General features: G+C 71.6%; 12 protein-coding genes. 2 read left to right on the top strand and 10 right to left on the bottom strand.

Going from position 1 to position 13,598, the window contains the following annotated elements; genetic code table 11:
* Nucleotides 1-25: 25 nt before the first annotated feature.
* From HF999_RS00460 to HF999_RS00450, 3 genes are read right to left on the bottom strand one after another with little or no spacing between them, the layout of a single operon-like run.
* Nucleotides 26-1,378, bottom strand: coding sequence for an NtaA/DmoA family FMN-dependent monooxygenase (locus tag HF999_RS00460; protein ID WP_168543977.1), 1,353 nt, complete (start codon nucleotides 1,376-1,378; stop codon nucleotides 26-28).
* The gene (locus tag HF999_RS00455; protein ID WP_168543976.1) at nucleotides 1,363-2,391 is read right to left on the bottom strand and encodes an MsnO8 family LLM class oxidoreductase; all 1,029 of its coding nucleotides are present in this window, start codon (nucleotides 2,389-2,391) and stop codon (nucleotides 1,363-1,365) included. The genes HF999_RS00460 and HF999_RS00455 overlap by 16 nt, the downstream gene beginning before the upstream one ends.
* Nucleotides 2,391-3,485 (bottom strand): LLM class flavin-dependent oxidoreductase, encoded by a 1,095-nt coding sequence (locus HF999_RS00450; RefSeq protein ID WP_168543975.1) that lies wholly within the window; start codon nucleotides 3,483-3,485, stop codon nucleotides 2,391-2,393. The genes HF999_RS00455 and HF999_RS00450 overlap by 1 nt, the downstream gene beginning before the upstream one ends.
* A gap of 206 nt (nucleotides 3,486-3,691) precedes the next feature.
* On the opposite strand from HF999_RS00450, the gene HF999_RS22130 reads away from it, so the two are divergent.
* Nucleotides 3,692-4,123, top strand: coding sequence for a hypothetical protein (locus tag HF999_RS22130; protein ID WP_210733312.1), 432 nt, complete (start codon nucleotides 3,692-3,694; stop codon nucleotides 4,121-4,123).
* 68 nt (nucleotides 4,124-4,191) lie between these two features.
* Here HF999_RS22130 and HF999_RS00440 read toward each other — a convergent pair whose 3' ends face one another.
* The gene (locus tag HF999_RS00440) at nucleotides 4,192-5,862 is read right to left on the bottom strand and encodes an alpha/beta hydrolase (protein WP_312853958.1); all 1,671 of its coding nucleotides are present in this window, start codon (nucleotides 5,860-5,862) and stop codon (nucleotides 4,192-4,194) included.
* 219 nt (nucleotides 5,863-6,081) lie between these two features.
* Between HF999_RS00440 and HF999_RS00435 the strand changes: the two genes are divergently transcribed.
* Nucleotides 6,082-7,431 (top strand): DUF2252 domain-containing protein, encoded by a 1,350-nt coding sequence (locus HF999_RS00435; protein WP_168543974.1) that lies wholly within the window; start codon nucleotides 6,082-6,084, stop codon nucleotides 7,429-7,431.
* A gap of 13 nt (nucleotides 7,432-7,444) precedes the next feature.
* On the opposite strand, the gene HF999_RS00430 is transcribed toward HF999_RS00435, so the two are convergent.
* From HF999_RS00430 to alaS, 6 genes are read right to left on the bottom strand one after another with little or no spacing between them, the layout of a single operon-like run.
* Complete coding sequence (locus HF999_RS00430; protein ID WP_312853957.1) at nucleotides 7,445-7,915, bottom strand: prepilin peptidase; 471 nt, start codon at nucleotides 7,913-7,915, stop codon at nucleotides 7,445-7,447.
* Between the two features lie 12 nt (nucleotides 7,916-7,927).
* Nucleotides 7,928-8,338, bottom strand: coding sequence for an acyl-CoA thioesterase (locus HF999_RS00425; RefSeq protein WP_168543973.1), 411 nt, complete (start codon nucleotides 8,336-8,338; stop codon nucleotides 7,928-7,930).
* Nucleotides 8,335-9,156, bottom strand: a complete 822-nt coding sequence (locus HF999_RS00420; protein ID WP_168543972.1) for a shikimate dehydrogenase — start codon at nucleotides 9,154-9,156, stop codon at nucleotides 8,335-8,337. Before HF999_RS00420 ends, HF999_RS00425 begins: the two co-directional genes overlap by 4 nt.
* Nucleotides 9,153-10,409 carry an endolytic transglycosylase MltG gene (locus HF999_RS00415; RefSeq protein WP_168543971.1) on the bottom strand — a complete coding sequence of 419 codons (1,257 nt, stop codon included), beginning with the start codon at nucleotides 10,407-10,409 and terminating at the stop codon, nucleotides 9,153-9,155. The genes HF999_RS00420 and HF999_RS00415 overlap by 4 nt, the downstream gene beginning before the upstream one ends.
* Entirely contained in the window at nucleotides 10,406-10,894 is a 489-nt protein-coding gene (gene ruvX, locus HF999_RS00410) for a Holliday junction resolvase RuvX (RefSeq protein ID WP_168543970.1), read from the bottom strand. The genes HF999_RS00415 and ruvX overlap by 4 nt, the downstream gene beginning before the upstream one ends.
* A 2-nt stretch (nucleotides 10,895-10,896) precedes the next feature.
* Complete coding sequence (alaS, locus tag HF999_RS00405; protein ID WP_168543969.1) at nucleotides 10,897-13,569, bottom strand: alanine--tRNA ligase; 2,673 nt, start codon at nucleotides 13,567-13,569, stop codon at nucleotides 10,897-10,899.
* Nucleotides 13,570-13,598 lie beyond the last annotated feature (29 nt).

The following is a 13,598-nucleotide window of genomic DNA, read 5'->3' as shown; positions in this document are numbered from 1 at the left end:
GTGCGCGACAAACGGGTCAAGAGCGCTAACCGACGCGGCGGGCGGTCTCGTCGGCCCCGGGAACCGGGAGCCCGAGGTGCTCGCGGAGCGTCGTGCCCGTGTACTCGGACCGGAATGCGCCCCGCTCCTGCAACAGCGGAACCACATCGTCGACGAACTCGTCCAGGCCGGTCGGGGTGAGGTGCGGCACCAGGATGAAGCCGTCGGCCGCATCGGCCTGGACGTAGGTGTCGATCTCGTCCGCGACCTGCTCCGCGGTCCCCACGAACTGTGGCCGGGTGTTGAGCTCGATCACCAGCTCGCGGATGGACAGCCCGCCCGCTTCGGCACGCGCCCGGTAGGTGGCCACGATCTCGCGCGGATCCGCGTGCAGGACCCGCCCCTTCACCGCCTGCTCCTCGAAGACCGGCTCGACATCGGGCAGCGGACCGTCGGGATCGAAGGACTGGAGTTCGCGTCCCCAGACCTGCTCGAGGAAGTTCAGCGCGGTCTGCGGGCCCACCTGGCTGCGGCGGATCTCACGGGCCTTCTCCGCGGCCTCGTCGGCGGTGGCCCCGATGACGGCGGCCGCCCCGGGAAAGACCTTGAGGTGGTCCGGGTTACGCCCGCGGTCCGCGGCGCGGCGCTTGACATCCGCGTAGAAGGCCCGGCCGCTCTCGAGCGAGCCGTGCCGCGTGAAGATGGCGTCGGCCCGCGCCGCCGCGAAGTCACGACCCTCCCCGGAGTCGCCCGCCTGCAACAGGACCGGGTGCCCCTGCGGTGACGGCGGCAGCGGCGACCCGCCCCGCACGTCGAACTGCCTACCGTGGTGCACGATCGGATCGCCGCCCCAGCCGTCCCAGAACCGCTGGGCGACGGTCACGAACTCGTCTGCGCGACGGTACCGGTCGGCGTGCGCCAGAAAGCCGCCGCGACGGAAGTTCTCGCCGGTGAACGCGTCGGAGCTGGTGACCATGTTCCAGGCGGCGCGGCCGGCGCTGAGGTGATCGAGGGTGGCGAACTGCCGCGCCACCTCGAAGGGCTCGTTGAAGGTCGTGTTGATCGTGCCCGCGAGACCGATGCGGTCGGTGACGGCCGCCAGCGCGGCGAGCACGGTGAAGGTGTCCGGTCTGCCGACGACGTCGAGATCGTGGATGCGCCCGAGGTGCTCGCGCAATCGGAGGCCCTCGGCGAGGAAGAAGAAGTCGAACCTCCCCCGCTCGGCGGCGCGGGCGAGGTGCACGAACGAGTCGAACTCCACCTGGCTCCGCGCGGACGGATCGGACCACACGGTGTTGTGGTTCACCCCGGGGAAATGCGCGGCGAGGTGGATCGGCTTGCGGTGCTCGCCCTCCCGCACCGCGATACCGGTGTTTGCGATGCTCACAGGAGTCCCCATTCCTTCGCCAGGAGTTCGTGGCTGCGCAGGCGCGCGAGGTGGTCGTGGGTGACCGAGGTGATGACGATCTCGTCGGCGTCCGTGCGCTCGGCGAGGGCCCGCAGCCCGTCGGCGACGCGCCCCGGATCGCCCACGAACTGCGTCTCGGTACGGTCGGCGACGGCTGCCCGCTCGGCGTCGGTCAGGGCCGCGCTGTCCCGCGGATAGGCGATCGCACCGGCGCCGTACCGGATCGAATGCACCCACGCGGGGAAGCCCGCGGCGAGCTCCCGGGCCTGCGCGTCGGTGTCGCCGACCACGACATCGGCGCTGACGACGACACGGGGCGCCGCGAGTCGCTCGGACGGACGGAAGGCCTCCCGGTAGGCGCGGACCGCGTCGAGAGTCGTTGCGGGGCTGACGTGGTAGTTCGCGACGAAGGGCAGACCGCGGCCACCGGCGACCTGCGCGCTCTCCCCGGCGCTGCTGCCGAACAGCCAGACCGGCGCGTCGTGGGCGGCCTCGGCGACGGGCGAACGCAGCGGGCGGCCGCCGGCGGTGAAGGTGCCGCCGATCAGCGCCAGCACGTCGTCGACCTGCTCCGCGAAGCCGGGCGGCTCCGCGTGCGGGTGATAGAGGGTCTCGTAGCCGGCCACGACGACCGGATTCGGCGCCGGCGCGCCGGGCGGCGGCGTCCGCAGCCGCTGCCCGGTGCGGCCCAGCCCGATGTCGACCCGGCCCGGGTGCAGCGCCGCCAGCACGCCGAAGGCGTCCGCGACCGCGGGTGCGGTGGTGAAACCCACGAGCACCGCCGCCGATCCGACGCGGATCCGGGTGGTGGCGGCGAGGATCTCCCCGATCAGGACCGCCGGGGCGGCGCTGGCGACGTGCGCGAAATGGTGTTCGGCCACCCAGTAGCGGCTGTAGCCCCAGTCCTCGGCGCGGCGCGCGAGCTCGAGGGTGTTGCGGAGCGCGGCCGCGGGGGTGGATCCGTCGGGGATCGGCGCCAGGTCGAGAACGTTCAGCGAGGTCATCAGGCACCCTTCACGGCGACGAAACGGTTGACGGCCGGCGCGAGGCCGAGGATCTCGCGCAGCGAGCCCGTGCGCGGCGAGCCGTGCAGGAGCGGAGTGACGGCGGATCGCAGTCGGGGAAGGTCGACGGCGTTGACGCCGGGGCGCAGACGGGCACCGTCGAAGCCGAGGGCCTGCCACCCGGCGACCGCACGGGCGAGGGACTCCCCCGTCCCGGCGAAGACGAGGGTGTCGTCGTCCGCCGGCTCACGGCGGTCCAGCTTCTCGATCCGGCGCCGCGCGGTCCGTTCGGAATCCGCGAGGTGGACGGTGACGTCGACGAGGACGCGGGCCACCCCTGCGGCGCGGAGCCGGGACACCGTCTCCACCAGGGACTCATCGACCGCGGCGGGCACGATCGCCACGTCCGCGCGGGCGGCGAGCGCCTCGGTCTGAGCGCCGGTGACCCGGACGATCACCGGCGGGCTCCCCTGCGGCGGCCGCGGCGTGATCGACGGTCCCTTGACCGAGAAGTACTCCCCCCGGAAGTCGATGTAGTGCAGGCGGTCCCGGTCGATGAAGCGGCCGGTGGCGCGGTCCTTGATGATCGCGTCGTCCTCCCAGCTGTCCCAGAGATCGCGCAGCACCTCGATGTACTCGCGCGCCTCCTCGGCGCGGGACGCGGGTGTCTGCGGGCCCTTACGCCCGACGAGCGCTGCATCGTCTGCGGCGCCCGTGGTGGCGGCGAGCACACCCGCGCGGCCACCGCTCACGTAGTCGAGCGTCGCGACCGCCTTGGAGGCGTGGAAGGGCTCGGTGTGCGTGGTGGTGATCGTGGGCACCAGCCCGATCCGCGGCACCGACGGCGCCAGCCGCGCCGCCAGCAGCGTCGCGTCGAAGCGGCCGCTCAACCGGTCGCGGGCGGTGAGCGTGAACGAGTCCTCGAAGGTCACGAGGTCGGCGGCGGTCACCTCCGCGGAGCGGGCCAGCCCAACCCAATGCTCCGCGGAGGTGGCCTCCAGTGGGTCCGCGCCGACCTCCGCGAACGCTGCGGGATGCCAGCCGAACGGCTCCAGGGCGATCCCGAGGATAGGGCGAGAGGTTGTCGCAGTCACGGATTCGACGGTAGGCCGCGGGGATTCGCCTGTGACCCCTTGCGCTCACCGTGGATCGAAGGGAATCGAGCCGGCTCGGCCGCAGGCAACGCACACCCCTTCGCGATCTCACAACCTGAGATCCGAACCGCCCAGAACGGTACATACGGCTGCAAACCTGAGTCCCGACTGAACATCACGTGAGAATCTTCGCTAGGTTCAGGCCCATGTCGATGAAGAAGCTCGTCGCGGGCGTCGCCGCGGCCGTCGCGATCACCACCCTCGTCCCCGGCGTCGCGGGGGCCGAGCCCGCCAACGGCCGGTTCTGCGCCAAGGCCGATGCGGGCAAGACCGCTGTGCACAACGGGACGAACCTCACGTGCGTACAGGACGGCAATCGCTACCGCTGGCGGCCCACGAACGGCGCGACCCCCGCCAAGCCCGCCACCCCGGCCGCCAAGCCCGCCACCCCGGCCGCGAAGCCCGCCACCCCGGCGGCGAAGCCCGCCACCCCGGCCGCGAAGCCGACGACGCCCGCAGCGGCGACGACGACCACCACGAAGCCGGCCACCCCCGCCGCGAAGCCCGCAGCCAAGCCTGCTGCGAAGCCCGCCACCCCCGCGGCGGCCACGACGACCACGGCCAAGCCCGCCGCCTGATCGACCCGTAGTCCGACCGCACCCCCGAGGCCGCCCCGCCTCGGGGGTGTCGTCGTCTCCAGCGCCGGTCAGCGACCGTTCATCGTGTCCTCGATCCGCTGGACCACCGGGTGCGGCAGGTCCGAGGCGAGGATGTCGCGCCACAGCCACACCGCATCCGGACCGAAGGAGTGACCGAACCCGTCCGGCACATCGGCGGAGAACACCATGTCCATCGTGACCTGCCAGAAGGTCACCACCGGCAACCAACGCATCAGCGGATCGACATCCGGGCCGAGCGGCTCGCGCAACCAGTCCGGCCGTTGGTACGCCAGCTCCCGGTTCCACCACGTGATCGGGTCACTGGCGTGCTGCCAGTACACGACCCGCGGGAACGACCACGCGGTCGCCGGCTGGTGCACGTCCTGGATCCGCGACGCGAACCGGATGTTGCGGCCACCGTCGACCACCGGCAGCCGCTCCGGCGAACCCGCATCCCGCGCGTCGGTGAGCCCACGCCAGGGTTGCGCGAAGTTCGGCGTGCCGACCAACAGCGCACCGTCGACCTGGGCCAGCATGTCGGGCGCGTCGCGGAAGGCACCCTGGCCGCCGTAGCTGCCGAGACTCTCGCCGAACACCACGAGCTTCGGCCGCGCGCCCTCGGGCAACCGCGACCAGCGATCGCGCACCGCGGTGAACAGCGCCTTCCCCGCGTCGAGCGGCGGCTGTCGGTCCGCGACGAAGGACAGGGCGCTCGGCAGGAACGAGTACTGCATCGCCGCGATCGCGGTATCCCCGCCGTTGATGTACTCGAACGACGACGCCACGTTCGGATTGATCCAGCCGCGGCCGGTCGTGGTGACGACGGCGAGCACCCTGCGCTCGAACGCGTGCGTGCGCTCGAGCTCAGCGACCACGCGCTGCGCGACCCCGTCCACGGAATCGGCGGACACCCGGCCGGCGTACACCCGGATCGGCGTCCTGGCGGGCACGCCCAGGACCTGCGCGATCCGGTCGGCCGACGGTCCGCCGGCGACGAACGTGCGCCCCTCACGGCCGAGTGAATCCCATGCCTCCGCCGACGCCGGCGACCCACTGCGTTCAGGGGCCCTCGGCTGCTCGACGCCGGGCGCGGTGCTCTTGTCCGTCAGTTCCGCGGTGGCCGACGCCGTGCCGATGATCCCGCGGTCGACGACCCCGGAGACCGCCAGGCCGAGTACGACCGCCACCACGACGACCGTGGCGACTCCGGCGACGACCGGCGGCACCACCCGAAGCAGGCCCCGGCGCACCCACCGCGCCAGAACGAGGATCCCCCTACCGATCTGCACCACGATCAGCGCGACGACCACCGACACCAGGACCACCACCGAGTAGAGCGGAGCCGGTTCGCGCGGCACCCCCATGAGATCGCGCACCTCCTGCTGCCAGTGGTGACCGATCACCGTGAACACGGGGATCACGACCACCGCCGCCACCGCGAGCGCCCACCATCCGGTGCGGCGCAATCGGTCCGAGTACACGGGCCGGAAGCCGCCGAGGCGCGCGAGGACGGCGAGGCCGGTCCCGATCCCATAGCCGACCGCGACGGACAGGCCGGTGGCCGCCGACTGCAGGAACCACGGGCGCGGCAGCAGCGAGGGCGTCATCGACCAGGCGAAGAACACGAGCGCGATGACCAGACCCGCCGCGGAGAATCGACCGACCCACCGACGGAGCGCTGCCACCGCCCCGCGCCGAGCGGCCGCACCGTCGCTCACGACATCCATCATCATCACTCACCCCACGGCTCGAGCGCGGACGCCGGAAACCCGGCGTCGGAAAGGCGAACGGTAGCACGCCCGGAGCTCCACCGAGAATGGTGCGATTGCGAATTCTCGAGCCTTCCGTCTCCCATTTTTCGGCAATGCCGTGGGCCGGCGATCGACATTTCTCGAATCGTCGGCACGGCGACATCCCGACTGGTCGATAATCGACCGATGGGCGAACCACGGACGACCGCCGATGCGAGCTCCGCCGTCGGCCGGGCCGCGCGCAAGCGAGTACCGCGAAGCACCATCGGAGACTGGGACCCCGCATCGCGGGGTCACGACGCACTCGAAACGATCCTGGCGCAGAACGATATCCGCGATGAGCGGCTCCTGCCCCTGCGGCACGGACGGATGGCCGCGACGCCGTGGACCTATTACCGCGGCGCCGCGGCGGTCATGGCCGCGGACCTCGCTTCGGCAGCGCACACCGACCTCACCGTGCAACTGTGCGGAGACGCGCACGTGTTGAACTTCGGATTGTGGCGCAGCCCCGAACGGAATCTTCTCTTCGATCTCCGGGATTTCGACGAAACACTACCGGGACCTTTCGAATGGGATCTCAAACGATTCCTCGCGAGTCTGGTCATTCTTGCCGAAACGAATGGATTGCCTCCCGGCGCCACGGCCGACGCGGTCCGGAGCGGGTTCCGCGGCTACCGCGACTGGATCGCGCGCTACGCGACGTGGTCCGAGCTCGACATCTGGTACGACAGCGTCGACATGACGCAGCTGATGGGCTACGTGGCGGCGGACGACGAGCAGCGGCTCGAGCGGTACATCGAGAAGCGGGCCGCCAAGCGCTCCCAGCGCGGTGCCCTCCGGAAGTTCACCCAGGTGGTCGACGGTGATCGCCAGCTCACGGAGGACCCGCCGTACCGCACGCACGCGCTGAGCCACTACGCCGAGCAACTCGACACCGTCTTCCGGCAGTACCGCGACAGCATCGCGGACCACATCGCGCACCTCTGGTCGCGCTACGACCTCGTGGACGCCGTGCAACAGGTCGTCGGCGTCGGCAGTGTGGGCATGCGCGTCTTCCTCACGTTGAGCGAGGAACGACGCACCAGCGACGCGCTGCTCCTGCAGGTCAAGCAAGCCGGGCCGTCCGTGTACGAGCAGTTCCTCGGCCCCAGCCGCTACGCCGCGCACGGCGAGCGGGTCGTCCAGGGGCAGCGACTCATCCAGGCCGCGACCGACATGTTCGTGGGCTGGACCTCCATCGACGGCATGGACTTCTACGTCCGGCAGTTCCGCGACGGCAAGGTCATCCCCGACGGGGACCTCGTCGCGCCGCGCCTGCCGGCGTTCGCCGAGGCCTGCGGACACGTCCTGGCCCGCGCCCACGCCCGCAGCGGCGACGCGACGAAGATCGACGGCTACCTCGGCGGAGCCGCGCGGGTCGAGGACGGCTTCGTCGACTTCGCCGTCGCGTACGCCGAACAGAACCGCCGCGACCACGCGCAACTGGTGGCCGCGATCGCCGCGGGAACCGTGCCCGCAGTGCCCGGATGGCCCTGATCCGCAGCGGATCTCACCCGAGGGCGGGGCCGATCGAGCCGACGACCGGGACGACGAGCGAGAGGCCGAGCACGCACCACGCGGCACCGATCATCGCCGGCCCGTGGGGCACCGTCCGGCGGCGGGCGAGCAGCGCCCACGCCACGGTGATCGCCTGCGCGGCGAGGACCGCGATGAGAACGCCCGGTACCCCGGCCGCTTCGCCGACGACGGCGCCGAGCGTGGGCGCCAGCTTCACATCGCCCGCGCCCATCCCGCGAGCGAGGAACGCCGCGCCGTTCACGGCGGTCCAGAGCGCCGCGCCGAGCAGTGCGGAGGGCGCACCGTCGAACGCCTGCCAGAGGGCGGCGACGAGGGCCAGCGCCGCGGCCGGCAGGGTCAGGACGTTCGGCAGGCGCCGCATCCGCAGGTCGAACCCGCACAGCGCGGCGCACCACGCACCGAACAGCGCCACGGCCGATCCCCCGAAGAGCCCCCACTCCACGGGCCCAGTGTGTCAGGCCTGCAGCGCCGCGCGCAGCACATCCGGGATCGGGACCGATCCCGAGCCGTCGGCGGCGATCACGGCGTACACGATCCGGCCCGAGACGGCCTCGGTCGGCTCGTCGGCGTCGAGGTCGGTGACGAAGACGAACTCGATCGTGAAGCTCTTGGTGCCGATCCGGCCGGTCCGCAGGACCAGCTCGACCTCGCGATCGTCGGTCAGGCCCGCGGCGTAGTCCATCTCGACGTGCACGACCTGGGTGTCGATGCCGGCGGCGAGTACCACCTCGTACGGCGTTCCGCGGTCCGCGTAGAACTCCGTCACCGCCGTGTCGACGTACCCCAGGTACCACATGTTGAACATCACGCCCTGGCGGTCGATCTCGTAGTACCGAGGCCGGAACCGATAGCGGAAGTCCGTCACCGTTGCTCCCGGGCGGTCGCCAGCGCAGCGGACATCGCGGCGCGCGGGGCCGGACGGCCGGTGAACCACTCCGCCTGGCGGTACGCCTGGGCGAGCAGCATCGTCAGGCCGCCCGCGGTCCGGGCGCCCTTCGACTCGGCGGCCGCCACGAGCAGCGTGGGCCACGGATCGTAGGCGACGTCCGCGACGGCGGGCGCCGCCGACGACAGGGCGTCCGCGAGCGGGAAGTCATCGGACTGGGCCGATCCCGGCACCGTCGACACCACCACGTCCGCCGGCGGCACGGAGTCCGCGGCGAGCGGCGCCCAGGACGCGGTGAGCCCGAACGACTCCGCGCACAGCAGGGCGTCCTGAGCCCGCGACTCCGAGCGGGCGAGCACCGTCGCCCTGCGGAAGCCGCGGTCGGCGAGCGCGGCGAACACCGGACGGGCCGTGCCGCCGGCGCCGACGACGACCGCCGACTCCCCCGCCGCGCCGCACTCGTCCAGGAGGCCGGCGGCACCGTCGATGTCCGTGCAGTCGGCCAGCCACCCGTCCTCGGTGCGCACCAGCGTGTTCGCGGAGCCGACGGTGACGGCACGCTCGGTCCGCTCGTCGGCGAGCGCCAGGGCGGCGAACTTCCCGGGCATGGTGACGGACAGGCCCACCCACTCCGGGCCCAGACCCGCGACGAGCCCGGCGAGTCCCTCGGCGTCGCATTCGATCCGCTCGTAGGTCCAGTCCAGCCCCAGCGCCCGGAACGCGGCGTTGTGCAGCACCGGCGAGAGCGAATGCGCGATCGGCCTCCCCACGACCGCCGCGCGGCGGGCCGAGGTCACTTGGCGCAGCCGACCGTGAGGAACTTGGTGTCGCAGGCCTTCTGACGGTTGCGCTCGTGCTGCGCGAAGTCGTCGGTGAACAGCGTCGTCCCCTGGCTGTCGACGGTGACGAAGTACAGCCACGGCCCGGGTGCGGGGTTCTCCGTCGCCACCAGGGCCGGGGACCCCACCGCGCCGATCGGCGTCGCGGGCAGGCCGGTCTTGGCGTAGGTGTTCCACTCGGTCTTCTTGAGCAGCTGCTCGCCCACCACGTCGATACCGGTCACGGCCTCGGTGTAGTTGACGGTCGAATCCATCTCGAGCTTCTGGTTCTTCGCGAGCCGGTTGAGGATCACCCGCGCGACCTTCGGGTAGTCGTCGGCCTGGTTCACCTCACGCTCGACGATCGACGCGGACACCAGCACCTGGTAGGGCGCGAGGTTCGCCGCGGACGAGCGGCTCGCGTCGAGGAGGCCCTGCGCCTCGTACTTCTTCGCCGACGCCGCGATGAGCTCCTTGAGGATCGACAGGGGCGTGCCCGACGGGTCGATCTGATCCCACACGCCCGGCGCGATGAGCCCCTCGATGCGGCGGTGATCACCCTTGAGCCGGTTCACGGTCGCGGCCGCCCAGTCCGGGACCCCGAGATCGGCGACACTCGCCGTCGAAGCCGCCTTGACGAAGTCGGCCTTGGCCGTCTGCTTCTTCACGCCGCCGTCCGTGTGGGCGGTGGCCGCGGACAGCTGACTGAAGATGCCCGGCGCGACCTTGTTGTCCTTGTTGCGCTTGTCGTCGAGGACCGCGCCGGGCGAGACGTTGAGCATGCCCACGCGGTGCGAGCGCGCCGGGTCCACCAGCATGGTGACGGCCTCGGACGCGGGCAGCGTCTTGCGCAGCTCGTAGTACCCCGCGGAGATCGGTTTGTCGCCCGCCGCCCGGTTGAAGGCACCGACCGACTTGACCACACCGGCGTCCACGAGGTTCTGCGCGAAGTCCGAGTTGTTCTCGCCGGTGATGTGCACGACGACCTCGGCGCCCGACTGACCCGACGCGAAGTCCTCGGGAGCGGCCGCGTCGCCGAACAGCGACCCGCGCACCGTCCACAGCACCACGCCGACCACCACGAGGAAGACCATCAGGATCGAGAGCAGCGCGACCCGGCGGCGCCGCTTCACCCGCGCCTGCCGGGCGGCCCTCCGGCGGTCCGCCCGGGTGGTCCGCTGCTCGCCGACCGCAACCGGTTCCGCGCGGTGCCTGTTCCACCCGTCGCTCACTCGCCGACCTCCTCGGGGCCGGGCACCGGCCTCTGCTCGTCGAGCCATCCCTGCAGGATGGCCACTGCGGCGGCCTGATCGATCACCGCTCGCTGCTCCTTCGCCCGCACCCCGTTGTCGCGCAGCGCGCGCTGCGCGGTGACCGTGGTGAAGCGCTCATCGAAAAAACATACCCGGGGCGGTGCGGGGTTCGCGGCACCGAGAACCCCGGCGAGCCGCCGCGCGAAGCCCTCGGCCATCTTCGCCGACGCTCCGTGCTCCCCGCGGAGGGTGCGCGGCATGCCGACCACGATCTCGACCGGCTCGTAGTCGACCACGAGCTGCGCGATCCGGCGCAGGTCGGAGCCGTCCTTCGCGGCGCGGACCGTCTCGACCGGCGTCGCGAGGATCCCGTCGGGGTCGCAGACGGCCACCCCGATGCGGGCCTTGCCCACGTCCAGGGCCAGCCGGCGGCCACGTTCCCACGCGGGCTGCGCGCCGCTCACCGTCAGGCGCCCACCGTCCGCGTGACCTCGGCCCGCACCGCGGCGATGCCGCCGTCGATGCCCGAGGCGTCCGACCCGGCGCCCTGGGCCAGGTCGGCCTTCCCGCCACCGCGACCGCCGACCGAGGGGGCCGCGGCCTTGACCACGTCGCCCGCCTTGACGCCCAGGTCCTGCGCCGCGTCGTTGGCCGCGACCACGAAGGGCACCTTGTCGCCGTCGACCGCGAACAGGGCGATGACGGCCGGCTCCGCGCCGAGGCGGCCCTTGAGCTGCGTGACCAGGCCGCGGAGCTCGCCCGCGGTGACCCCCTGCGGGGCCCTCGCGGCCACGAGGCGGACCGCGCCGACGCGCTCCGGCGACGCGGCCAGCTCGGCCAGCGCCGACAGGGCGGCCTGTGCGCGCAGCTTCTCGAGCTCCTTCTCGGCGTCCTTGAGGCGGGTGACCAGCGACTCGACGCGGGCGGGCACCTCGTCGGAGGGCACCTTGAGGGAGCTGGACAGCGCGGAGACGAGCGCGTGCTCCTTGGCGAGGTACTGCTGCGAGTCGAGGCCGACGTAGGCCTCGACGCGGCGCACGCCCGAGCCGACGGAGCTCTCCCCGAGGAGGGTGACGGGGCCGACGAGGCCCGAGCTGGCGACGTGCGTGCCGCCGCACAGCTCCATCGAGAAGGGCCCGCCGATCTCGACGACGCGCACCCGCTCGCCGTAGTTCTCGCCGAACAGCGCCATCGCGCCGCTCTTCTTCGCGGTCTCCAGATCGGTCACCTGGGTGTGCACCGCGTAGTCGGCCTGCACGGCCTCGTTGGTCACCCGCTCGATGTCGGCGCGCTGCTGCTCATTCAGGCCGCCCGACCAGCGGAAGTCGAAGCGCAGGTAGCCCGGCTTGTTCAGCGAGCCCGCCTGCACGGCGTTGGGGCCGAGCACCTGGTGCAGCGCGGCGTGCACCAGGTGGGTGCCCGAGTGCCCCTGGGTGCTGCCGTGCCGGTGCGCCGGGTCGACCGCGACGGAGACTGTGTCGCCCTCGGCGACCTCGCCCGCGGCGACGGTGCCCTGGTGCCGCCACACGGTCTTGGCGACGCGCTGCACGTCGGTCACGACGATCTGCGCACCGGCGGCGGTGGTGATGGTGCCGATGTCGGCGAGCTGGCCACCGGCCTCGGCGTAGAGGGGGCTGCGGTCCAGCACGATCTCGATGTCGTCGCCCTGGTGCGCGACGGGTACGCGGACACCGCCGGAGATCAGGCCGAGGACCTGCGCGTCGGAGACCAGCTCGTCGAAGCCGGTGAACTCCGTGGGGCCGCGGTCCACGAACTCGCGGAACACCGACAGGTCGGCGAGCGCCGACTTGCGCGAGTTCGCATCGTCCTTGGCGCGCTGGCGCTGCTCGGTCATGAGGGCGCGGAAGCCGTCCTCGTCGACCGACAGCCCCGCCTCGGACGCCATCTCCAGCGTGAGGTCGATCGGGAAGCCGTAGGTGTCGTGCAGCGTGAAGGCGTCGTCGCCCGAGAGCACCGTGCGGCCCGCGGACCTGGTCGAGTCCACGGCGTTGCCGAACAGCGTGGTGCCCTGCTCGAGGGTCTTGAGGAAGGCCTGCTCCTCGCCCGTGGCGACGGTGCGGATCCGCTTCGCGTCGTCCGCGAGAGACGGGTACGACGGCGTCATCGTCGCGATCACGGTGTCAACGAAGACGCCCATCGTCTCGCCGGTGGCACCGAGGAGGCGGGCCGAGCGGACGACGCGGCGCAGGAGGCGCCGCAGCACGTAGCCGCGGCCGTCGTTACCGGGATTGACGCCGTCCTCGATGAGCATCACGGCCGTGCGGGTGTGGTCGGCGATGACCCGGAAGAGCCGGTCGTGCTCCGCATCACCCGCGTTGTAGCGCTGTCCCGTGAGCTCCTGCGCACGGTCGATGACGGGGCGCAGCAGGTCGGTGTCGTAGACATTGTCGACGCCCTGCAGCAGGAAGGCGACTCGCTCGACGCCCATGCCGGTGTCGATGTTCTTCTTCGGCAGCTCGCCGAGGATCTCGAAGGACTCCTTGCCGGTGCCCTGCCCCCGCTCGTTCTGCATGAAGACGAGGTTCCAGATCTCGATGTACCGGTCCTCGTCGGCCTCCGGGCCGCCCTCGACACCGTACTCGGGCCCGCGGTCGAAGAAGATCTCCGAGCACGGACCGCACGGGCCGGGAATACCCATCGACCAGTAGTTGTCCTTCATGCCGCGACGCTGGATCCGCTCGGGCACCTGGCCGACCTCGAGCCACAGGTCACGGGCCTCGTCGTCGTCGAGGTAGACGGTGGACCACAGGCGCTCGGGGTCGAAGCCGAAGCCGCCCTCCTCGACGGGGTTCGTCAGCAGCGTCCACGCGAACCTGATCGCGTCGCGCTTGAAGTAATCGCCGAAGCTGAAGTTGCCGGCCATCTGGAAGAAGGTGTTGTGGCGCGTGGTGATGCCCACCTCCTCGATGTCGAGGGTGCGCACGCACTTCTGGATCGACGTGGCCCGGTCGTAGGGCGGCGTCTGCTGGCCCAGGAAGTACGGCACGAAGGGCACCATGCCGGCGATCACGAACAGCTGATTCGGGTCGTTCAGGACCAGCGACGCACTCGGCACCTGGGTGTGTCCGGCCTTGACGAAGTGGTCCGTGAACCGCTTCCGAATCTCATGGGTCTGCACAACGATCCTTCGTGTAAAAGATTTCGATC

The organism is Tsukamurella spumae, from assembly GCF_012396015.1.
GTDB lineage: Bacteria > Actinomycetota > Actinomycetes > Mycobacteriales > Mycobacteriaceae > Tsukamurella > Tsukamurella spumae.
This window is presented reverse-complemented; position numbering and strand designations above follow the sequence as displayed.

Bases quoted from the DNA above. Each gene is read 5' to 3' on its own strand.
- HF999_RS00460 (WP_168543977.1), bottom strand. From the start codon at position 1,378: ATGGGGACTCCTGTGAGCATCGCAAACACCGGTATCGCGGTGCGGGAG.
- HF999_RS00455 (WP_168543976.1), bottom strand. From the start codon at position 2,391: ATGACCTCGCTGAACGTTCTCGACCTGGCGCCGATCCCCGACGGATCC.
- HF999_RS22130 (WP_210733312.1), top strand. From the start codon at position 3,692: ATGTCGATGAAGAAGCTCGTCGCGGGCGTCGCCGCGGCCGTCGCGATC.
- HF999_RS00435 (WP_168543974.1), top strand. From the start codon at position 6,082: ATGGGCGAACCACGGACGACCGCCGATGCGAGCTCCGCCGTCGGCCGG.